Annotated in this window: 15 protein-coding genes; 10 read left to right on the top strand and 5 right to left on the bottom strand. The window is 67.6% G+C overall.

All coding sequences use genetic code 11. The features are described 5' to 3' along the window. The first annotated feature begins 42 nt into the window (after positions 1-42). The 9 genes from AB6732_RS04570 (at position 43) to AB6732_RS04530 (ending at position 12,442) form a co-directional block, all read left to right on the top strand. Positions 43-699 (top strand): GntR family transcriptional regulator, encoded by a 657-nt coding sequence (locus AB6732_RS04570; RefSeq protein ID WP_370958675.1) that lies wholly within the window; start codon positions 43-45, stop codon positions 697-699. A gap of 227 nt (positions 700-926) precedes the next feature. Next, positions 927-2,009, top strand: a complete 1,083-nt coding sequence (locus AB6732_RS04565) for a glycine betaine/L-proline ABC transporter ATP-binding protein (protein ID WP_370958673.1) — start codon at positions 927-929, stop codon at positions 2,007-2,009. Then, positions 2,006-4,063, top strand: a complete 2,058-nt coding sequence (locus AB6732_RS04560) for an ABC transporter permease (protein WP_370958671.1) — start codon at positions 2,006-2,008, stop codon at positions 4,061-4,063. Before AB6732_RS04565 ends, AB6732_RS04560 begins: the two co-directional genes overlap by 4 nt. Before the next feature lie 14 nt (positions 4,064-4,077). Then, a complete protein-coding gene (locus AB6732_RS04555; RefSeq protein ID WP_370958669.1) occupies positions 4,078-5,067 on the top strand; it encodes an ABC transporter substrate-binding protein in 990 nt (329 codons plus the stop codon). 70 nt (positions 5,068-5,137) lie between these two features. Continuing rightward, positions 5,138-6,355, top strand: a complete 1,218-nt coding sequence (fdhA, locus tag AB6732_RS04550; RefSeq protein ID WP_370958667.1) for a formaldehyde dehydrogenase, glutathione-independent — start codon at positions 5,138-5,140, stop codon at positions 6,353-6,355. A 193-nt stretch (positions 6,356-6,548) separates the two neighbouring features. Further along, the gene (locus tag AB6732_RS04545) at positions 6,549-7,133 is read left to right on the top strand and encodes a TetR/AcrR family transcriptional regulator (protein WP_370958665.1); all 585 of its coding nucleotides are present in this window, start codon (positions 6,549-6,551) and stop codon (positions 7,131-7,133) included. Positions 7,134-7,375: 242 nt separating this feature from the next. After that, entirely contained in the window at positions 7,376-9,082 is a 1,707-nt protein-coding gene (betA, locus tag AB6732_RS04540; RefSeq protein ID WP_370958663.1) for a choline dehydrogenase, read from the top strand. Positions 9,083-9,086: 4 nt separating this feature from the next. Continuing rightward, positions 9,087-10,592: an aldehyde dehydrogenase family protein gene (locus AB6732_RS04535; RefSeq protein WP_370958661.1), complete on the top strand. Its 1,506-nt coding sequence runs from the start codon at positions 9,087-9,089 to the stop codon at positions 10,590-10,592. 152 nt (positions 10,593-10,744) lie between these two features. Continuing rightward, positions 10,745-12,442, top strand: a complete 1,698-nt coding sequence (locus AB6732_RS04530) for an APC family permease (protein WP_370958659.1) — start codon at positions 10,745-10,747, stop codon at positions 12,440-12,442. Here AB6732_RS04530 and AB6732_RS04525 read toward each other — a convergent pair. Continuing rightward, a complete protein-coding gene (locus tag AB6732_RS04525; protein ID WP_370958657.1) occupies positions 12,393-13,583 on the bottom strand; it encodes an MFS transporter in 1,191 nt (396 codons plus the stop codon). The genes AB6732_RS04530 and AB6732_RS04525 overlap by 50 nt on opposite strands. A gap of 103 nt (positions 13,584-13,686) precedes the next feature. On the opposite strand from AB6732_RS04525, the gene AB6732_RS04520 reads away from it, so the two are divergent. Continuing rightward, positions 13,687-14,154 (top strand): winged helix-turn-helix transcriptional regulator, encoded by a 468-nt coding sequence (locus tag AB6732_RS04520; RefSeq protein ID WP_370958655.1) that lies wholly within the window; start codon positions 13,687-13,689, stop codon positions 14,152-14,154. 192 nt (positions 14,155-14,346) lie between these two features. Here the strand turns inward: AB6732_RS04520 and AB6732_RS04515 are convergent, their stop codons facing one another. Genes AB6732_RS04515 through AB6732_RS04500 form a run of 4 tightly spaced genes read right to left on the bottom strand, consistent with a single transcriptional unit; the run spans position 14,347 to position 20,552 of the window. Then, complete coding sequence (locus AB6732_RS04515; protein ID WP_370958653.1) at positions 14,347-16,854, bottom strand: FAD-dependent oxidoreductase; 2,508 nt, start codon at positions 16,852-16,854, stop codon at positions 14,347-14,349. 25 nt (positions 16,855-16,879) lie between these two features. After that, a complete protein-coding gene (gene purU, locus AB6732_RS04510; RefSeq protein ID WP_370958651.1) occupies positions 16,880-17,803 on the bottom strand; it encodes a formyltetrahydrofolate deformylase in 924 nt (307 codons plus the stop codon). Positions 17,804-17,856: 53 nt separating this feature from the next. Beyond that, complete coding sequence (locus tag AB6732_RS04505) at positions 17,857-19,251, bottom strand: flavin reductase family protein (protein ID WP_370958649.1); 1,395 nt, start codon at positions 19,249-19,251, stop codon at positions 17,857-17,859. Continuing rightward, positions 19,248-20,552, bottom strand: coding sequence for an aromatic ring-hydroxylating dioxygenase subunit alpha (locus AB6732_RS04500; RefSeq protein ID WP_307497279.1), 1,305 nt, complete (start codon positions 20,550-20,552; stop codon positions 19,248-19,250). The genes AB6732_RS04505 and AB6732_RS04500 overlap by 4 nt, the downstream gene beginning before the upstream one ends. Positions 20,553-20,590 lie beyond the last annotated feature (38 nt).

The following is a 20,590-nucleotide window of genomic DNA, read 5'->3' as shown; positions in this document are numbered from 1 at the left end:
AGAAGATGTCAACGACGATCCATCAGGAAAGGAAGGACTGACGTGACAGCGGATCCGGGAGTCGCAGGACGGTCCCTCGCAGACCAGGCGTACGAGACGATCAAGGACCGCCTGGTCATGCTCGACATCCGGCCCGGCGAGCCCCTGAACGACGGACTCCTGGCAGCCGAGCTCGGCATGGGCCGCACGCCCGTGCGCGAGGCGATCAAACGCCTGGAAACCGATCACCTCCTGGTCTCCTATCCCCGGCGCGGCACCTTCGCCACGAGCGTGGACATCACGGAGCTCGCCGCCATCTGGGACATCCGCTCGGTGCTGGAGCCCGTCGCCGCGCGTCGCGCCGCCGAGAACGCCACCCCCGCCGTGCGGCAGGAGATGAAGGACGTCATCGAACGGCTCCTCGCCGTCGACGAGTCCGGGGACGCGCAGAGCGAACTCATGCGCCTGGACATGTCAGTGCACCGCCTCATCTACCGGGCCGCGGGCAACCCCCACCTGGAAGATGTCCTGATCCGCTACGACAACCTCTCCACCCGCATCTGGTGCCTGGTGATCGAGCGCCTGCCCGGACTGTCGGGGCACATCGTCGAACACGCGGCCTTGCTGCAGGCGATCGTCGACGGCGACGCCGACCGTGCGGCCGAACTCGCCCTGGCGCACGTCACCGACTTCGAGACGGAGATCCGCAAGGTCCTCTGAGCGGGCCCTCCTCGGCCCAGCGCGACCCCTCTCCCGCGAATCTCCCCCGGAATTCCGCGCCGCTCCGGCCGGCGCGAACGGCCATCTCCCTGGACTTTTCGACGCAACACAGTGTTTACACCGCGAACCCTTGACGCTGATATATGAGTTGCGTCACAGTTGTGCATGTTGCTTCCAGTTGCCTCCGATGACCTGAGTCGGAGGCCGCAACCGCTAAGGAGAACGACGTGAACACTGTGGCCACCGCGGAACCATCCTCTGCCGGAAGATCCGCCCCAGCCTCTGAAGACACCGCTCTCCGGGTGGAAGGACTATGGAAGATCTTCGGGCCCAAAGCCGACAAGATCATGGGCACCGCGCAGGCTGATCTCAGCCGTCAGGAGCTCCTCAGCCAGACCGGCTGTCTCGCCGCCGTCAAGGACATCTCCTTCGAAGTCGCCCGCGGCGAGGTATTCGTCATCATGGGGCTTTCGGGCTCCGGCAAGTCGACCCTCGTCCGCCTCCTGACCCGGCTCATCGAGCCGACGGCGGGGCGGGTCACCATCAACGGCGAGGACGTCACCCAGGCGAGCAAGACCAAACTCCGGACGCTGCGCCGCAAGCACATGTCGATGGTGTTCCAGCAGTTCGGCCTCCTGCCGCACCGGAAGGTCATCGACAACGTCGCCTACGGGCTGGAGGTCCGTGGTGAGTCCAAGGCTGCGCGCCAGGCGCGGGCCCAGGAGATGGTGGAGCTGGTCGGGCTGTCCGGCTACGAACAGTCCTTTCCGGATCAGCTCTCCGGCGGCATGCAGCAGCGCGTCGGGCTCGCCCGCGCACTGGCCGTCGACCCCGAGGTCCTCTTCTTCGACGAACCATTCTCCGCGCTGGACCCCCTGATCCGCCGGGACATGCAGAACGAGGTCGTCCGCCTCCATGAAGAGGTGGGCAAGACCATGGTCTTCATCACCCACGACCTTCAGGAAGCCCTGAAGATCGGCGACCGGATCCTCATCATGCGCGACGGCGAGATCGTCCAGGTGGGCACCCCCGCCGAGGTGGTGGCCAATCCGGCCGACGACTACGTCCGCGACTTCGTGTCCGAAGTGCCCCGCTCCCACGTCCTGACCCTGCGTTACGTGGTCCGCCAGCCGCGCCCCGGCGAAGCGCTGGACGGTCCCATCATGCAGGCCGACCAGGTGGTCCGTTCGGCGGCCAGCCAGGTCCTCCATTCCTCACTGCCCGTCCGGGTCTTCGACGGCGAGGACTTCCTCGGAGTCGTGGATGACGACGACATCCTGCGCGTGGTCGTGGCCGAGGAAGCCCCGTGAGCACGTCCACGAGCGCCCCGGAACGCCCAGCCGGCGCCGCGGAAGTGACCACGGCCTCCGCCGCCGATGTCGACCAGGCCCCACCGCTCAGCATCTTCCGGCGGCACTGGCGAAGGACGCTCCTGGTCGGCGTCGTCGTCCTCTGGCTGATCCTCTGGGCCCTGCTGAAGGGCACCCAGACGCTGGAGATCGGCGGCGCGGACAAGACCGACATCCACCTGTGGCTCAACAGCGTCCGGGACGCCTTCGATTCGGCCCGGGACACCTCGGCCTTCTTCCAGTACGTGGTGCAACCCGTCACGGACGGCGTCAACGGGCTGGTCACGGGCCTGCAGGGCCTGTTCAGCCAGGGAAGCGCCACCCGTCCCGTCCCGGAGGTCGGCTGGCTGGGCGTCGTGGCGATCCTCGCCTGGCTCAGCTACACCTTCGCAGGGCTCCGCTCCACGATCCTCGTGACGGTCTGCGTCCTGCTCTTCGGGTTCTTCGGCTACTGGCAGCAGAGCATCGACACCCTGATCGTCACCTTCGTCGCGGTGATCCTCTGCGCGATCGTCGGTCTGCCTCTCGGCATCTGGATGGCCAGGAGCCAGCGGGCGTCCGCCATCTTCACCCCCGTGCTGGACCTGATGCAGACGCTGCCGTCCTTCGCCTACCTCGCGCCGCTGGCCCTGGTATTCGGCATCGGCCCGGCCGCGGCGATCGTCACGACCATCATCTACTCCCTGCCGCCCCTGGTGCGCATCACCGAGCACGGCATCCGGAACGTCTCCCCCACCACGCTCGAGGCCGTGACCTCCATGGGCGGCACCGCCTGGCAGACTCTCGTCAAAGTGCAGCTGCCCATGGCCCGGCGGACGATCGTGGTCGGCATCAACCAGTGCACCATGGCCGCCCTCTCGATGGCGACCATCGCCGCCCTGATCAACGGCCCCGGCCTCGGCCAGCCGGTCCTCCAGTCACTGCAGTCTCTCGACGTCGGCGGCGCCTTCGTCTCCGGCCTCGCGATCGTCCTCATGGCCGTCATGCTGGACCGCACGACGACGGCCGCCTCCGAACGCTCCGCCGTCGCCGCCCGCTTCCAGAAGCGCTCCCGCTCGGGCCTCATGCCCGGACCGCGCAAGCGCCGGTTCCTCGTCACCGCGGGAGCCGTCGTGGCGGCGATCGCGGTCTACCTCTCGCACAGCTACCTGGCGCTCGCCAAGTTCCCGTCCTCTCCGGACCTCGGAACCCCACTGGCGAACGCCATCTCCGCCGCCACCCAATGGGTCGTCTCCACCTTCGCCGGCTTCACCGGCTGGCTCAAGGACACCGTGACGGCGCTTCTGGTGGACCCGCTGCAATCCCTCCTGGCGCAGGCGCCGTGGTGGGTCATGGTGATCGTCCTGCTGGGTGTCGCCCTGGCCCTCGGTGGAATGCGTGCCGCCGCCGTGACGCTGGTCTGCGAGGCGGTCATCCTCGGAACGGGCCTCTGGAACGAGAGCATGAAGACCCTGGCCACGACCCTGGTGGCCACCCTCCTGGTCATCATCGCGGCCATGGCGCTGGGCGTCTGGATGGGGCGGAGCAAGGTGGTGGACTCGGTTATCCGGCCGGTCCTGGACGCGCTCCAGACCATCCCGTCGTTCGTCTACCTGGTCCCGGCACTGGCGCTCTTCGGACCGACCCGTTTCACCGCCATCATCGCGGCGTTCTGCTACGGCGTGCCCATCGCCACCAAGCTCGTGGCCGACGGGATCCGGGGAGTCTCCCCCGTCACGGTGGAGGCGTCCGAGTCCATGGGCACCACGTCCTGGCAGATGATCTCCAAGGTTCAGCTGCCCATGTCCCGCTCCGCCGTCGTGCTCGCCGCGAATCAGGGCCTCCTCTACGTGCTGTCCATGGTCGTGGTCGGCGGCCTGGTGGGCGGCGGCGGACTCGGGTATCTCGTGGTCGCCGGCTTCTCGCAGTCCCAGCTCTTCGGCAAGGGCCTGGCCGCCGGCATCTCGATCACCGCACTGGGCGTCATGCTCGACCGCATCACCAAATACACCGCGGCCCGTCTGGGCCGGGACTGACAAAGGAAAATGCCATGAAGAAAACGAATCACCAGCGTGGGGGCGCAGCACGCTTGAGGAACACGGCCCTCGCCGCGGTCTTCATGACGGGCCTGCTCGGACTCACGGCCTGCGGCGGGGACATCTCCTCGGCGGGCTCCTCGTCCGGAGCGGCCGCGGCCTGCGGCGCCTTCAACGTCGCCGTGAACCCCTGGGTGGGCTACGAGGCGGACGCCTATGTGGTCGGCACGGACGCCAAGGAGAAGCTCGGCTGCACCGTCAACTACAAGACGCTGAAAGAGGAAGTCGCCTGGCAGGGCTTCGGCAGCGGCGAAGTGGACGTCGTCCTGGAGAACTGGGGCCACCCCGAACTGAGCAAGAAGTACATCGAGCAGCAGAAGACCGCGGTGGACGCCGGACCCACCGGCAACACCGGTGTGATCGGCTGGTACGTTCCGCCATGGATGGCCAAGCAGTACCCGGACATCACGGACTACAAGAACCTGAACAAGTACGCCGATCTGTTCAAGACCTCGGAGTCGGGCGGCAAGGGACAGCTGCTCGACGGCGACCCCTCCTACGTCACCAATGACGAGGCCCTGGTCAAGAACCTGAACCTGAACTTCAAGGTGGTCTACGCGGGCAGTGAGCCCGCCCTGATCCAGGCGTTCCGTCAGGCGGAGCAGAAGCACACCCCGCTCCTCGGCTACTTCTACGAGCCCCAGTGGTTCCTCAACGAGGTGCCGCTGGTGAAGGTCAACCTGCCCGCCTACACGGCCGGCTGCGACGCCGACGCCGCGAAGGTGGCCTGTGACTACCCGAAGTACGAGCTGAACAAGATCGCCTCGAGCAAGTTCGCCTCCTCCGGGAGCCCGGCTTACAAGCTGGTGAAGAACTTCACGTGGACCAACGAGGACCAGAACGCCGTCGCCGGTTACATCGCGAAGGACGGCATGAGCCCGGAGGCCGCGGCCAAGAAGTGGATCGACGCCAACCCGGACAAGGTGGCGGCCTGGCTCAAATAAACGTCCCCGGGGTGGAGCCGTCCGCGGCTCCGCCCCGGGTTCGCCACATCAACAGAATGGAGAGCAGCGCATGTCAGGAAACAGAGCAGTAGCCTACAAAGCGCCCGGAGTCGTGGAGGTCATCGACACCGAGTACCCGACGTTCGAATTGAAGGACGGGCCGGGGGTCAACCCGCTCAATGTGGGCCGCAAGGTCCCGCACGGTGCGATCCTGCGGACCGTCACCACCAACATCTGCGGCTCGGACCAGCACATGGTCCGCGGACGCACCACGGCTCCCCAGGACCTCGTCCTGGGTCACGAGATCACGGGCGAGGTGATCGAGGTGGGGCCCGACGTCGAGTTCCTCAAGGTCGGCGACATCGTCTCGGTCCCCTTCAACATCTCCTGCGGCCGCTGCCGCAACTGCAAGGAGCGCAAGACCGGCATCTGCCTGAACGTGAACCCCGACCGCCCCGGCAGCGCCTACGGCTACGTGGACATGGGCGGCTGGGTCGGAGGCCAGGCCGAGTACGTCCTGGTCCCTTACGCGGACTGGAATCTGCTGAAGTTCCCGGACCGGGACCAGGCCCTGGAGAAGATCATGGATCTGACCATGCTCTCCGACATCTTCCCCACAGGATTCCACGGCGCCGTCACGGCGGGCGTGGGCGTGGGGTCCACCGTCTACATCGCCGGCGCCGGCCCGGTGGGTCTCGCGGCGGCCGCCGGGGCGCAGCTGCTGGGCGCCGCCGTCGTGATCGTCGGGGATATGAATGAGGACCGCCTGGCGCAGGCCCGCTCCTTCGGGTGCGAGACCGTGAACGTCGGGGCGGGTGACCCCCGCGACCAGATCGAACAGCTGCTCGGAGTGCCGGAGGTCGACTGCGGTGTCGACGCCGTGGGCTTCGAGGCCCGGGGGCACGGCAAGGACGCCTCCCACGAGGCCCCGGCGACCGTGCTCAACTCGCTCATGGACCTGACGGCCGCCGGCGGCGCGCTGGGCATCCCGGGTCTTTACGTCACCGGCGATCCCGGCGGCATCGACGAGGCCGCCCAGCGGGGATCCCTCTTGCTGTCGCTGGGCACCGGCTGGGCGAAGTCGCTCTCCTTCACCACGGGTCAGTGCCCGGTCATGAAGTACAACCGCCAGCTCATGATGGCGATCCTCCACGACAAGGTGCAGATCGCCAAGGCGGTCAACGCGCAAGCGATCCCCCTGGAGGACGCCCCGCGCGGATATGCCGAGTTCGACGCCGGCGCCGCCACCAAGTACGTGCTGGATCCGAACGGCTACGTGCGGAACTGACACAGGCCGCCCGCACGGGCCCACTCCCCCGCGAGTGGGCCCGTGCGTGCGTGTCCCGAGCCCTCCCGGCGAGATCAGGGAGGGCTCTCTCCGCGCGCCCGGGGGTGTGCCCGGCGTCGTGCCCTGCGTCGTGCGGAGACCCGCGGAAAGCCGGTGGGTGCGCCTCCGGGGATTTTCGCCATAGTCTGTCCGAGTGGAACCCAGCACAGTGAATTCCCGGCAGCAGGTGGACCGTCAGTCCCGCATTCTGGATGCGGTGCTGGAGCTGCTCTCGCGCCACGGCATCTCAGGCGTCAACATGCGAGCGGTCGCCCGGGAGGCCGGCGTCGCGCTCGGACTCGTGAACTACTACTACGCGGACAAGCCGAGCCTGATCCGGGCCGTGCTCGGCCGGATCAGCGAAAGCGATCTGCGCCTGGTCGCCCCGGATCCCGACGCGACCCCCGATGAGCAGCTGCGCACGGCGCTGCGTCGCATCGCGGCGCCGGAGATCCTGACCACGCAGTACCTCTCCCTGCGTCTCCACCTCTGGGCCCTCGCCCAGGCCGATGAGGAGTTCGCGGCCATCAACGCCGAGGCGTTCGACCGGTATCTCGATGGGCTTGCCGAGCTGATCTCCAAGGCGAAGCCCACCCTCACGCCCGCGCAGTGCAAAGGCCGGGCGGCCGACGTCGTCGTGGTGCAGAACGGCATGTGGCTCACGTCGTTGCTGGGCATCGACCCGTCGTCCATCGAGCGGAGCATCCTCCGCACGGAAGAGATCGCCTTCGCCGACTGAGCGGCGCTCCTCCCCCTTGTCCGCGCCAATGTGACGCGGCTCTTTTGCCCCGCCCGAACGGCCCTCTTCCGCGCCTGAACAGGCCTGACGGGCACGGGCGCGCAGCCCTTTGAACAAACGTCCAAACTGGGTCTTGAACGTTTGTTCAAGCTCCGCTAACCTCGAAAATATGACCCGCGTCACACCGGCGTGGGTCGCGCGGAGCAGATGCCGTGCTTCCGCTCGAGGTGCAAGGAGACTTCATGAGCAACAGCAGCTACGACTACGTGATCGTGGGCGGAGGAAGCGCCGGCTCCGTGCTGGCCAACCGCCTGAGCGAGGGCGGCACCCGCAGCGTGCTGGTCCTGGAAGCGGGCCGCAGTGACTACCCCTGGGACCTGTTCATCCAGATGCCCGCGGCACTGACCTTCCCCAGCGGCAACCCGTTCTACGACTGGCGCTACGAATCGGACCCCGAACCGCACATGGGCGGCCGTCGCGTGGCCCACGCCCGCGGCAAGGTGCTCGGCGGCTCCAGCTCCATCAACGGCATGATCTTCCAGCGCGGCAATCCCCTGGACTACGAGCGCTGGGGCGCCGACGCCGGGATGGAGACGTGGGACTACGCCCACTGTCTCCCCTACTTCCGCCGCATGGAGACCACCCTCGCCGCGGATCCGGACGACGAGTTCCGCGGCCATGACGGCCCCCTCGTCCTGGAACGCGGTCCTGCCACCAACCCCCTTTTCGGCGCGTTCTTCCAGGCCGCCCAGCAGGCCGGCTTCCCTCTCACCGACGACGTGAACGGCTACCGCCAGGAGGGTTTCGCGCCCTTCGACCGCAACGTCCACAAGGGCCAGCGCCTCTCCGCCTCCCGTGCCTATCTCCGTCCGAACCGTGGCCGCTCGAACCTGACCGTGCAGACCCGCGCGTTCGTCACCAAGGTCAACTTCAGCGGCGACACCGCCACCGGTGTCACCTACCGGCACAACGGCAAGACGCACACCGTCAACGCCGGCGAGGTGATCCTCTCCGGCGGCGCCATCAACACCCCGCAGCTGCTGCAGCTCTCCGGCGTGGGCGACGCGCAGCACCTCCGGAACTTCGGCATCAAGTCCGTGGTCAACCTCCCCGGCGTCGGCGAGAACCTGCAGGACCACCTCGAGGTCTACATCCAGCACGCCTGCACCCAGCCGGTCTCCATGCAGCCGGCCCTCGACGTGTGGCGCATGCCGTTCATCGGTCTGCAGTGGCTCCTCGGCCGGAAGGGTCCCGCGGCCACCAACCACTTCGAGGGCGGCGGATTCGTCCGGTCCAACGAGGACGTGGCCTACCCCAACCTCATGTTCCACTTCCTGCCGGTGGCGGTGCGCTACGACGGTCAGAAGGCCGAAGCCAAGCACGGCTACCAGGTCCACATCGGCCCCATGTACTCCGATGCCCGTGGCAGCCTGAAGATCCGCTCCTCGGACCCGACCGTGCACCCGTCCATGATCTTCAACTACCTGTCGACCGACCAGGATCGCCGCGAGTGGGTCGAAGCCATCCGCATCTCGCGCGACATCCTCGGCCAGTCCGCCATGGCACCGTACAACGGCGGCGAGATCTCCCCCGGCGCCCGCGTCCAGACGGACCAGGAGATCCTCGACTGGGTCGCCAAGGACGCGGAGACCGCCCTGCACCCGTCGTGCACCGCCAAGATGGGCCCGGCCTCGGACCCGATGGCGGTGGTGGATCCACTCACCATGCGCGTGCACGGCACCAAGGGCCTGCGCGTCGTGGACGCCTCCGCCATGCCGTACGTGACCAACGGCAACATCTACGCACCGGTCATGATGCTGGCCGAGCGGGCCGCGGACCTCATCCTGGGCAATGAGCCGCTCGCCGCGCAGCACACCGAGTTCTACCGCCACGGCGTCACCCCGCTCGAGCGGGATCAGTCCGCCAACGGCCAGTCAGTGAAGGGTTGAGAAGATGACCGTGACACCCACCGAGACCACGACCATCCGGGGCCTGTACATCGACGGCTCCTGGCAGCAGGCCGCCGACGGCGGGACCACCACCGTGCGCTGTCCGGCGGACGGGCGGGAGGTCGCCGTCGTCGTGTCTTCCACCGTCGAGGACGCCGAGCGGGCGATCGCCAGCGCGCGCACCGCCTTCGACGAGGGCCCGTGGCGCCGCAAGACCGACATCGAGCGCGGCGAGGTCCTCCTGAAGATCGCGAGCCTCCTCGAACGCGACAAGGCCGCATACGCGCGGGCCGAGGCCCTGGACACAGGCAAGCGCCTGGTCGAGGCCGAGTACGACATCGACGACATCGCCTCCTGTTTCCGGTATTACGGCAAGATCGCGGGTCTGGACGCCGGCCGCGTGATCGACACCGGGCTGCCGAACGCCATCAGCCGCGTGGTGTACGAACCGCTCGGCGTCTGCGCCCTCATCGCGCCGTGGAACTACCCGCTCCTCCAGGCCGCCTGGAAGGTGGCCCCGGCACTCGTGGCAGGCAACTCCTTCGTGCTCAAGCCCAGCGAGCTGACCCCCTCGACGTCCATCCTGCTCATGGAGACGCTGGCGGAGGCCGGCGTCCCGGCCGGCGTCGCGAACCTGGTCACGGGGAGCGGCTCCAAGGTCGGGCCGGTGCTGAGCTCCGATCCACGGGTGGATCTCGTCTCCATGACGGGAAGCCTGGCCACCGGTCAGACCATCATGGCGTCCGCGGCCGAGACCGTGAAGCGCATCGCCTTCGAACTCGGCGGGAAGAACCCGAACGTCGTCTTCGCCGACGCCGATTGGGACGCGGCGCTGGACAACGCCCTGACCGCGGTGTTCCTGCACTCCGGCCAGGTCTGCTCGGCCGGCGCCCGTCTCGTCGTCGAGGAGAGCATCGCGGACCGCTTCGTCGCCGAGATCGTGGAGCGCGCTCAGAAGATCCGGATGGGCGGCCCGTTCGACGCCGACGCCGAGACCGGTCCGCTCATCTCCGCCAAGCACCGTGACCAGGTCCACGCCTACGTCCAGGCCGGCATCGCCGAAGGGGCCGAGCTGCTCTGCGGCGGCTTCATCCCCGACGACGGCCCGCTCGCCGACGGTTTCTTCTACCCGCCCACCGTGCTCGGCAACTGCCGTTCCGGCATGAGCGTGCTGCAGGAGGAGTCCTTCGGTCCCGTGCTGACCGTCGAGACGTTCCGCACCGAGGACGAGGCGGTGGCGATCGCCAACGACACCGAGTACGGCCTGGCGGGCGCGGTGTGGACCTCGGACGCGTCGAAGGCACAGCGGGTCGCCGGCGCTCTGCGGCACGGGACCATCTGGATCAACGACTACCACCCGTACGTCCCGCAGGCCGAATGGGGCGGGTTCGGCAAGTCGGGCATCGGACGGGAACTCGGACGCGCCGGGCTCAATGAGTACCGCGAGGCCAAACACATCTGGCAGAACATCCAGCCTGCGCCCAGCGGTTGGTTCGGCGCCTCCGACTGAGCAGCACCGCCAGAAAACAGCGCCTACCGGCGGAACAGCAGCATCCGGTATTCCAGGATCCGGCCGGGCGTGCAACGAGGCACGCCTGATCGGTTCCGCCGCCCCGCCCCCGGGGCGGCGGGACCGGTGGGTCACATGAACGAGGAGCACAGATGTCAGAAACACGCACCGCCACCGGCCCCGGCAAGGCCGCCGACAGCAGCGGGATGGATGAGTTCGGCTACGCCCAGACTCTCGACCGCAGCATCGGGAAATTCGCCAGTTTCGCCGCAGGAGTCAGCTACATCTCGATCCTGACCGGTGTCTTCCAGCTTTTCTATTTCGGCTTCTCCACTGCCGGACCGGCGTACGCCTGGTCCTGGCCCATCGTCTTCGTCGGCCAGCTCATGGTCGCGCTCTGCTTCGCCGAACTCGCCGGCCGGTATCCGGTGGCCGGTTCGGTCTACAACTGGGCGAAGAGGCTCAGCAGCGGCACCCCGTCCTGGCTGGCCGGCTGGCTGCTCCTGATCTCGTCGATCATGGCGCTCGGGTCCGTCGCCCTGGCCCTGCAGATCACCCTGCCGCAGCTGTGGAGCGGCTTCCAGTTCATCGGCGACGGTTCCGGCCCCTACGACTTCGCGATCAACGGCGTGGTCCTGGCCACCGGCATGATCGTCATCTCCACGCTGATCAACGCGTTCGGCGTGAAGCTCATGACCAAGATCAACAGCATCGGCGTGTTCGTCGAGCTCATCGCCGCCGTCCTGCTGGTCGCCGCACTCTTCTGGCACGTGAACAACGGCCCTGAAGTCCTGCTGGACACCCGCGGTTTCGGCGAAGGCAAGCCCCTGGGCTTCTTCGGGGTGTTCCTCATCGCGGCGATGGCCTCCGGCTACGTCATGTACGGCTTCGACACCGCCTCGTCCCTGGGCGAGGAGACGAAGGATCCCAAGAAGACCGCGCCCAAGGCGATCATCCGCGCCGTCACAGCGTCCTTCCTGCTCGGCGGCCTGCTGCTGTTCGGCGGCATCCTCGCGGCGCCGGATCTGAACGACCCGAAGCTGGGCTCCCCCGACGGCGGACTGCAGCACATCGTCCTGTCCGTCCTGGGCGGCCCCTTCGGGAAGGCGTTCCTGGTCTGCATCGTCGTCGCCGTCGTCGTGTGCACGCTCGCAGTCCACGCCGCCGCCATCCGCATGATGTTCGCCATGGCCCGCGACAACAACCTCCCGTTCAGCCGCCAGCTGAGCAAGGTGGATCCGGTGCGCAAGACGCCCACGGTGGCCGCCATCGTCATCGGCGTGCTGGCGATCATCCCGCTGCTGGTGAACATCACCCAGCCTGCCATCTTCACCATCCTGTCCAGCATCAGCATCGTGCTGATCTACCTCTCGTATCTGCTGGTCACCGCGCCGATGCTCCGCCGTCGCTTCCAGAAGCGGTGGCCGCTGAAGGACGACGGCGCCGAGGTCGGTTTCAGCCTCGGGAAATGGGGCCTTCCCGTGAACATCCTGGCGGTGCTGTGGGGCGGGGCGATGACGCTCAACCTCGTGTGGCCGCGTCAGGAGATCTACAATTCCGTCCCGCCGTTCGAGTGGTACTTCCAGTGGGGCGGGGTGATGTTCGTGGTCGGGGTGATCGTCATCGGAACGCTGCTCTACCGCCTGAAGCTCCGGCATCAGACCGGTGTTCTCGCCGAACACGCCGCGGTGGCGGAGGCTCCGGCGGATCCGGCCGACGGGACCGGCACCGGGGAAACGGGCGACCTGGCGCTCCAGCCGTGCCCCGTGCATCACCGCCACCATCGGAGGGCACCGGTCCTCACCGGCGCCGGAACGGTCCGCTGTCCTTACGAGCCGCGAGGGAATTAGCTGAAAAGGCCGTGACCGTGCGCCGGCTGAACGCCCAGGTGAGGAGCCCGCACAGGGCAAACCCTGCGCCGAGAATGGCGCATCCGATCCACCCCGAGGCGGAGTAGATCGTGGAGGTGGCGGTCGCCCCGAGGGCGGAGCCGAGCGAGTAGAAGATCATGTAACCACCGATCGCGCTGCTGGTCTGTTCCGAATAGGCGGCGGTGAGAAGGGACTGATTGCTGACGTGCGCGGCCTGGACTGCGAAGTCCAGGCCGATGACACCGACGGCGACCCACCAGAGGGACCACGTGACCTGCCCTGATGCGATCCAGGACAGCGCCAGCACTGCCAGAGCAGCACCGGTCACCTGGTTGGCGTGGCCATGGTCGGCCCATCTGCCGGCCCGTGCAGCGCCCAGCGCGCCGGCGAGCCCGGCGACTCCGAACATGCCGATCTGGGCCGCGCCCAACCGCCACGGTTCGGCTGCCAGTGGTAGCGCGAGCCCGCTCCAGAGCGTGCCGAAGGAAGCGAAGAGGAAGAACGCGATCAACCCGCGCGAAACGAACAACGGTTCACGGAAGAGGCGCACCAGCGAGGTCAGCACGTCGCCGTAGCTCCGGCGATGTGAGCGATGATCCGCCGGCAGCAGCGTCAAGACCGCGATCGACAGTGCGGCGAGAAACAGCGCGAGGGTGATGTAGATGCTCCGCCACCCCCACAGATCGGCGAGCACCCCGGCCACCACTCGAGCCCCGAGGATTCCGATGATGACTCCGGAGGTGACGATTCCAAGCGTGCGGCCACGCTCCGCCGGTGTCGACAGGTCAGCGGCGAATGCGACGGTCGTCTGCACGACGACGGCGAACAGGCCCGTCGCAGCGATACCTACGAGGAACAGCCACAGCCCAGGAGCGACCGCGGTCACCAGCATGCCGACGGCGGCGAGAAGCAGGTGACCTCCGATGAGCTTGCGCCGGTCCAGCATGTCCCCCAAGGGGACCAGGACAGCCAAGCCGATCAGGTACCCGATCTGTCCGGCTGCCACGATCCACCCGAGGTCAGCCTCGGGTATTCCCAGATCTCGCCCGATGTGCGCGAGCACAGGCTGAGCGACGTAGATCGTCGCGACGGCAACCGAGCAGACCGTCGCAAGCAACATCCTTCGGCCAGGCGTGAGTCCCACAGCATCTCCAATCAGTAGCAATTTGCAACTGATTCAGTATGGCAAAATAGTTTCGATCTGCAACTCATTGGGAGGCGTGATGAACACGGCCGTGCACGACGACAATATGACCTGGACCGATCCGGAGTGCCCGGTCGCGCGGACGCTCGACCTCGTCGGAGACCGGTGGAGCTTCCTGATCATTCGCGATGCCATGGACAACGCCCGGTCGTTCACGGACTTCCAGCAGCGCACAGGGGTCGCGCGCAATATCCTCACGGACCGACTGCGTCGTCTTGTCGACCGCGGCATCCTGGAACGAGAGACGGCGGCGTCCGGACGTCGTCAGGTCTACGTCCTCACCGACGCGGGCCGCGACCTCTTCACGGTCATCGTGGCCCTGCGCCAGTGGGGCGAACGATACGCGTTCAACGACGATGAAACCCATTCCGAACTCGTGGACGAGAACGGTGACCCGCTGGCCCGACTGCGCCCGACCGACGGTCGCGGTCACCGCGTCGGCGTCGACTCAACCGCGGTAAGGCGCCCCAACGAACACAGCTCCTGAGCCCGTTCGCGGAAGTGCCAGGGTGGAGGGCATCGACCGGCCGTGTCACCCGCACCTCCCCTGCTCCCGCACGCCTTCCTCCCTCTCCCCCGGCGGCACCTTCATTTCACTGTGCGCACCGCCCACGCACGACGCAGCTCCGCCCCAGTCACGGAGGTCCGTGACCGGGGCGGAGCCGTGGGTGACTGCGAATCAGCCCCGGATGCGCTCCATGGAGGGGTCGTAGAGCGGCTCGGCCGTCACGGTGGCGGGGATCCGTTCACCGAAGTACTCGATCTCCACCCGGTCTCCGACGCCGACGGCGGTGGGCAGCCAGGCGTAGGCGATCGGGCGGTGGATCGAGAAGCCGTACGCGGCGCTGGTGACGTACCCGGAGGCTTCGCCGTCGACGTACACCGGCTCCTTGCCCAGCACCACCGAGCGGCCGTCGTCGATCGTCAGGCAGCGCAGCGTCTTCTCCGCCGGCTGTTCCTTGCGCTCGGCGAGCGCCTCGGCGCCGGTGAAGCCCACCTTGTCCTTGGCCACGGAGAAGCCGAGACCCGCCTGGTACGGGTGGTGCTCGGTGTTCATGTCCGTGCCCCAGAGACGGTAGCCCTTCTCCAGACGGAGGCTGTTGAAGGCGCCACGTCCCGCGGCGATGATGCCGAACTCCTGGCCGGCCTCGAAGAGCAGGTCCCAGAGCTTCAGCCCGTACTCAGCACTCGTGTAGAGCTCCCAGCCGAGTTCGCCGACGTAGGACAAGCGCATCGCGGTGACCGGGATGCCGCCCACGGAGATCTCCTTGGCGCGGAAGTACTTCAGCCCGTCGTTGCTGAGATCGTCGCCGCTCACCTTGCCGATCACCTCACGGGCCAGCGGGCCCCAGAGGCCGATGCAGCAGGTGCTGCCGGTGATGTCCGTGACGTGGGCCCACCGCGACGGATCCTCGGCGGACTGCTTGCGCGCCTCGGCCCGCAGGTAGTCGAAGTCGACATTGCTGTTGACGCCGAGCTGGAAGCGCTCCTCATCGAGGCGCGCGACCGTCACGTCACTGCGGATGCCGCCGTCGTGCTCCAGGAGCAGACAGTACGTGACCGCACCCGGCTTCTTGGTGATGTTGCCCGTGCTCAGGCGGTGCAGCAGCGCTTCCGCGCCCGGGCCGACCACCTCGAGGCGCTTGAGCGGCGTCATGTCATACAGCGCGACGGCGGTTCGCGTCTTCCACGCCTCGGCGGCGGAGATGGGCGAGTGGAACATGCCGGACCAGGACTCGCGCTCCGGCGCCTGCCACTCGGCCGGGAGCTCTTCGAGGAGCCCGCGGTTCGCCTCGAACCAGTGCGGGCGCTCCCAGGCCGAGGCCTCCAGGAAGAAGGCTCCCAGTTCCTTCTGCCGGACGTGGAACGGGCTCACGCGCAGGTTCCGCGGGGATTCCTTGGGCTGCAGCGGGTGCAGGATGTCGTAGATCTCCACGAAGTTCTGCTGCGAGGTCTCCGAGACGTAGTCGTCGGAGGTCTGCACCTTTTCGAAGCGGGTGAGCTCCGTGCCGTGCAGATCCGTGCGAGAACGGCCCTCGATGAGGAGTTCGGCCACGGCCTTCGCGACGCCGGCGGAATGGGTCACCCAGACCGCCTCGGCGACGAAGAAGCCGCTCAGGTCCGGGTGCTCGCCGATGAGCGGGCCGCCGTCGGGGGTGAAGGAGAAGATCCCGTTGAAGCCGTCCTCGATCTCCGCGTTCCGCAGGGCCGGGAGCAGGTCCTGGCTGTCCTCCCAGGCCGGGAGGAAGTCCTCCAGCGTGAAGTCCAGGCGGGACGGCATCTTATGATCCGACATCTCCTCGGCGGAGACCTGCGGCAGCCGGGTCATGTCCACGGGCATCGGGCGGTGGGCGTAGCTGCCGATGCCGATGCGGTCGCCCCACTCGCGGTAGTAGAGGTCCTTGTCCTGGTAGCGCAGGATGGGCTTGCTCGCACCCTTGGGCAGCTCGTTGACCCCGTCGAGTTCCGGCAAGGGCGTGGTGACGGCGTACTGGTGTCCGAGCGGCAGCAGCGGCACTTCGAGCCCCACCATCTTGCCCAGCTCGCGGCCCCAGAATCCGGCGCAGGAGACCACGATGTCGGCGGGGATCAGGCCGGCGTCGGTCTCGACGCCGGTGACCTTGCCGCCGTCGCGGGCGATGCCGGTCACGGTGGTGGAGCCGCGGAACTCGACGCCGCGCTCGCTCGCGCGTTCGATGAGCAGCTGCACGGCACGGGCCGCGAGCGCGAGGCCGTCACTCGGGATGAGCAGGCCTCCGAGGATCTCACGGCCGTCGCTCAGCGCGCCGGTGGTCAGCAGGGGATAGTGCTTTTCGCACTCGTCGGCGTCGATGATGCGGCTCTCGACGCCCCAGGAGGTCATGAGACCCATCTTGCGATGGAGGTCCTTCAGCCGCTCCGGCGTGGTGGCGAGCTCGAGGCCGCCCACCTGGTTGAAGCAGGACTGGCCGTCCTTGCTCAGCCCCAGGAGCTTCTCCACGGTGTACGTGGCGAACTGGGTCATGGTCCGGGAACCGTTGTTCTGGAACACCAGGCCCGGCGCATGGGAGGTCGAGCCGCCCGCCAGTTCCAGGGGTCCCTGCTCGACGACCGTGACGTTCGTCCAGCCGCGACTGGAGAGTTCGTCCGCGAGGTTGGTGCCGACGATGCCGGCGCCGATGATGACGACTCGTGGTGATGTGCTCATCTTCTTGTGTTTCTCCTGGTTCGCGTCAGCGGAAAACGACGGTTCGGGTGTTGTTCAGCAGGACCCGGTGCTGGCAGTGCCACTGCACGGCCCGGGACAGGGCCTGGGACTCGGCGTCCCGGCCGACGGTGGCGAGGGCGTTCGCATCCAGGCTGTGGTCCACCCGGAACACCTCCTGCTCGATGATCGGGCCTTCGTCCAGGTCCGCCGTGACGTAGTGCGCGGTGGCCCCGATGAGCTTCACGCCGCGGTCGTAGGCCTGGTGGTACGGCTTGGCGCCCTTGAAACCCGGGAGGAACGAGTGGTGGATGTTGATCGCTCGGCCGCGCAGGGTCTGGGTGAGGCCATCAGAGAGGACCTGCATGTAGCGGGCCAGCACCACCAGATCGGCCTGATACTCGTCCACGAGTTCCAGCAGCCGCGCCTCGGCCTGCGGCTTGGTGTCGGCGGTGATCGGCACGTGGATGAACGGCAGGCCCGCGGCCTCCGCCATGGCCCGCAGGTCCTCATGATTGGACACCACGACGGCGATCTCCGCCCCCAGGCTGCCGGCTCGCCACCGGAAGATGAGGTCGTTGAGGCAGTGGCCGAACTTGGACACCATCACGAGCAGGCGCTGCGGCTTGCCGTCATGGATGGTGAAGTCCATGCCGAACTCCTCGGCCACGGCGGCGAACTCCGCGCTGAGGCCTTCGACGGTGACGTCCTCGTCGCCGGGGGTGAAGGCCGTGCGCAGGAACAGCTTGCCGCTGACCTGGTCGTCGAACTGCTGGTGCTCGATGATGTCGAAGCCACGGTCCGCCAGGAAGGCGGTGATGGCGCGGACGATCCCCGGGCGTTCCGGACAGGCGAGAGTGAGGACGTACTGGGGCGTGGGGGTCCTGCCCTGGGTGGCAATGTTTTCGGCAGTCGCCTCGCCGGCGGTGCGGCTTTCAAGAACAACGGTCACGATCTACTCCTGGATCTTGAGACGTGCTGTGTGGTGACGGGGGGACGGAGAGGTCAGGCGTCGATGACCAGGTCGGTCTTCGCCGTGGAGCAGCAGGGCAGGAACTTTCCGGCGGCGATCTCCCGCGCACGGATGCCCCCCTGGTGGTTCATGTCGACGTCGCCGGAGAGCTTGACGACTTTGCAGGAGCCGCACATGCCTTCCTTGCAGTTGGCGCCGATCCGCACGCCCGCGCGCTGCGCCACTTCGAGGATGTGTTCGCTGGGGTCGATCCGGACGTTGACCCCGGTGCGGAGAAAGGACAGGGTGAGGCTTCCGGTGCCCACGGTGCTGAAGTCGGCGGGGTCGGGGGCCCCGGGTGCGGGCGCCGGCTCGGCGTCGGGTGTTCCCGTGCCCGCGGCTTCCAGCGGCAGCCCCGTGGCGTCGAGCGTGCCGTCCTCGTCGTAGCCAGGTTCGTAGAGCCCGAAGGCGGCCGGCTGGCTCTCGTAGTACTCCTCGGGGGATTCCGCGATCTCTTCGGCGATCTCCTCCGCGATGTCCGAGGCCAGCGCGATCTCCCGTTGGTACTCGAGCAGTGTCTGCCGGTTCCCGGTGAAGAACTCCATGTAGATCGAGGTGTCGTCCACCCCGACCTTCTTCAGGAGCTCCGTGGCGGTGTTCAGGTACCCCTCGGGACCGCAGGCGTACACCTGCCGGCCGTTGGCGTCCGGGGCGACCTCGTCGATCATCCCCGCACTGAGCCGCCCGCGCAGGCCCTGCCATCCCTCCGGGACGCCCCGGTCGCCGAGCGAGTAGTGCACCCGGATCCGCGAATCCACGGAGGCAATGTGGTCCAGTTCCCGCTGGAAGGCGAAGCCGTCGGCCTCGGCCCCGTGATAGAGCACGACGACGTCGGCCTGGCCGGGCAGTGAATGGATGGTCCTGACCATGGACATGATGGGAGTGATGCCCGCCCCCGCGGCCAGCAGGAGATAGCGGGCGCGGCGGTCCGCATCCGGCAGATGGAACGCGCCGACCGGCCCGAGCATGTCCAGCACGGTGCCGGGCTTCACGTTCTCGTGGATCCACGGCGAGACCGCGCCGGTGGAATCCCTCTTCGCCGAAAAGCTGAAGGTCCACGGCTGGGTGGGTGAGCTGGACAGCGAGTAGCTGCGGTCCACCGGTTCTTCGTCGTCGCCGTTCACCGGGAAGGCGATGTTGACGTACTGGCCGGCACGGAACGCGAGCGGGGCCCCGTCGCCGCGACGGAAGACGAAGGTCATCAGACCGCCCGCCTCGGGGATGGTCTCGACGCACTCGGCCATGAACTCCTGCGGGTGCCACGGACCCAATGCCCGGGCGGCCCGGGCGGGGGTCTCGGCGCTGCCCATCACCCGGTTCCAGGGCATCTCCAGCCCGCGGATGCGCTGGGGTTCCCGGACCGCCTGCTGAGTGAGGACTTCGGTCATGCCAGGTGCTCCTGCACGCGGTGCACGTACCAGTTGATGAACGCCTCCACCTGGTACTCGCTCTTCATGTACGGGCCGGGTTCGTAGGCGGGGCTCGCGGCGCCCTGCTGGCAGAGCTCCACGAACGCCTTGTCCTGGATGTTGGTCTGCTTCCAGGTGTAGGTGAGCTTGTCCAGGTCGTAGTCGACGCCTTCCACGGCGTCGTCGGCCACCAGCCAGGTGGTGCGGACGAGCGTCTGGTGCTCGTTGATCGGGAACACGCCGAAGGTGATGACGTGGTCGCTCATGAAGTGGAACCAGCAGTTCGGCTGGAGGTGCATCGAACAGCGGCCCAGGCGGAAGTCCCGCAGGTCGCCGAGGAGCTTCTTGGACAGTCGGCGGCCGTCGGCGGAGAACGACTCACCGTCGCCGTCGAGAGCTTCACGGGAGATGCGGATGCCGGCGATGCGGGTGTCGAGCTCCTCCACCACCTGGTGTGGCAGGCCGTACCGGTCGCAACGCGCCTCGAGATCCGACTGGGCCACCTTGTTGCGCTCCCAGACCTCTTCAAGGTGGGTGGGGATGAGTCCCTCCGTCAGGCCCCAGGTGGGGAACAGGGAGCACGCGAGCTCGGGGTGCCCGTCGCAGTGGTAGCACTCACGGTTGTTCTCCATGACGAGCTTCCAGTTGCCCTCTTCGATGATGTTCTGCTGGTACGCGATCTTCGTCGTGGCGAGCTCGTGGGGCGCCAGGTACGGCTCGAAGATCTTGGCGGTCTCATAGAAGTCGGTGGGCGGTTCGGCCGCGAGACACACGAAGATGAGGCCGGCGACCTCAAGGCCGTGGGCCTTTTTGAGCGCGAAGCAGTTCTTGTCGAACTTGGCTTCGCCGGGTGCGGAGGCGTGGATCAGGTTGCCCTCCGGCGAGTACGTCCACGAGTGGTACCCGCAGACCAGGTTGCCGGTCTGCCCCGCGGCCTCGGTGAGCACCCGGGCGCCACGGTGGCGGCAGACGTTGTGCAGGACGTTCACGCCGCCGTCGTCGTTGCGCAGGACGATCAGGGAGTAGGGCCCGTAATCTACCGTCACATAGTCCCCCGGCTCCGGCAGCTCCGCGGTGCTCGCGGCGAAGATCCAGTGCTGCCCGAAGATGGCTTCCATGTCCAGCTTGAAGATCGTGGGGTCCGTGTAGAACGGGGCGTCGAGCGAGTATCCGGTGCGCCGGAACTCGAACAAGGCGGAGATCTCGGCCAGCTGCTCCACGGGCAGAGTGGCGGCGAGTCGTCCGCGCGAGCTGAGGGGAGCGTTCGCTGGAGCGGTCATGGGTTTCCTCCCGGGGAGACACGAGGGGCGGGGTGCGC

It is taken from the genome of Arthrobacter sp. RCC_34 (genome assembly GCF_041360795.1).
Classification (GTDB): domain Bacteria; phylum Actinomycetota; class Actinomycetes; order Actinomycetales; family Micrococcaceae; genus Arthrobacter_E.
Note: the sequence above shows the minus strand (reverse complement) of the source record. Positions and strands in the feature narration are given on the sequence as shown.

Coding starts and splice junctions, on each gene's coding strand:
- AB6732_RS04555 (WP_370958669.1), top strand. CDS start 4,078: ATGAAGAAAACGAATCACCAGCGTGGGGGCGCAGCACGCTTGAGGAAC.
- fdhA (WP_370958667.1), top strand. CDS start 5,138: ATGTCAGGAAACAGAGCAGTAGCCTACAAAGCGCCCGGAGTCGTGGAG.
- betA (WP_370958663.1), top strand. CDS start 7,376: ATGAGCAACAGCAGCTACGACTACGTGATCGTGGGCGGAGGAAGCGCC.
- AB6732_RS04535 (WP_370958661.1), top strand. CDS start 9,087: ATGACCGTGACACCCACCGAGACCACGACCATCCGGGGCCTGTACATC.
- AB6732_RS04530 (WP_370958659.1), top strand. CDS start 10,745: ATGTCAGAAACACGCACCGCCACCGGCCCCGGCAAGGCCGCCGACAGC.
- AB6732_RS04525 (WP_370958657.1), bottom strand. CDS start 13,583: ATGTTGCTTGCGACGGTCTGCTCGGTTGCCGTCGCGACGATCTACGTC.
- AB6732_RS04520 (WP_370958655.1), top strand. CDS start 13,687: ATGAACACGGCCGTGCACGACGACAATATGACCTGGACCGATCCGGAG.
- AB6732_RS04515 (WP_370958653.1), bottom strand. CDS start 16,854: ATGAGCACATCACCACGAGTCGTCATCATCGGCGCCGGCATCGTCGGC.
- AB6732_RS04505 (WP_370958649.1), bottom strand. CDS start 19,251: ATGACCGAAGTCCTCACTCAGCAGGCGGTCCGGGAACCCCAGCGCATC.
- AB6732_RS04500 (WP_307497279.1), bottom strand. CDS start 20,552: ATGACCGCTCCAGCGAACGCTCCCCTCAGCTCGCGCGGACGACTCGCC.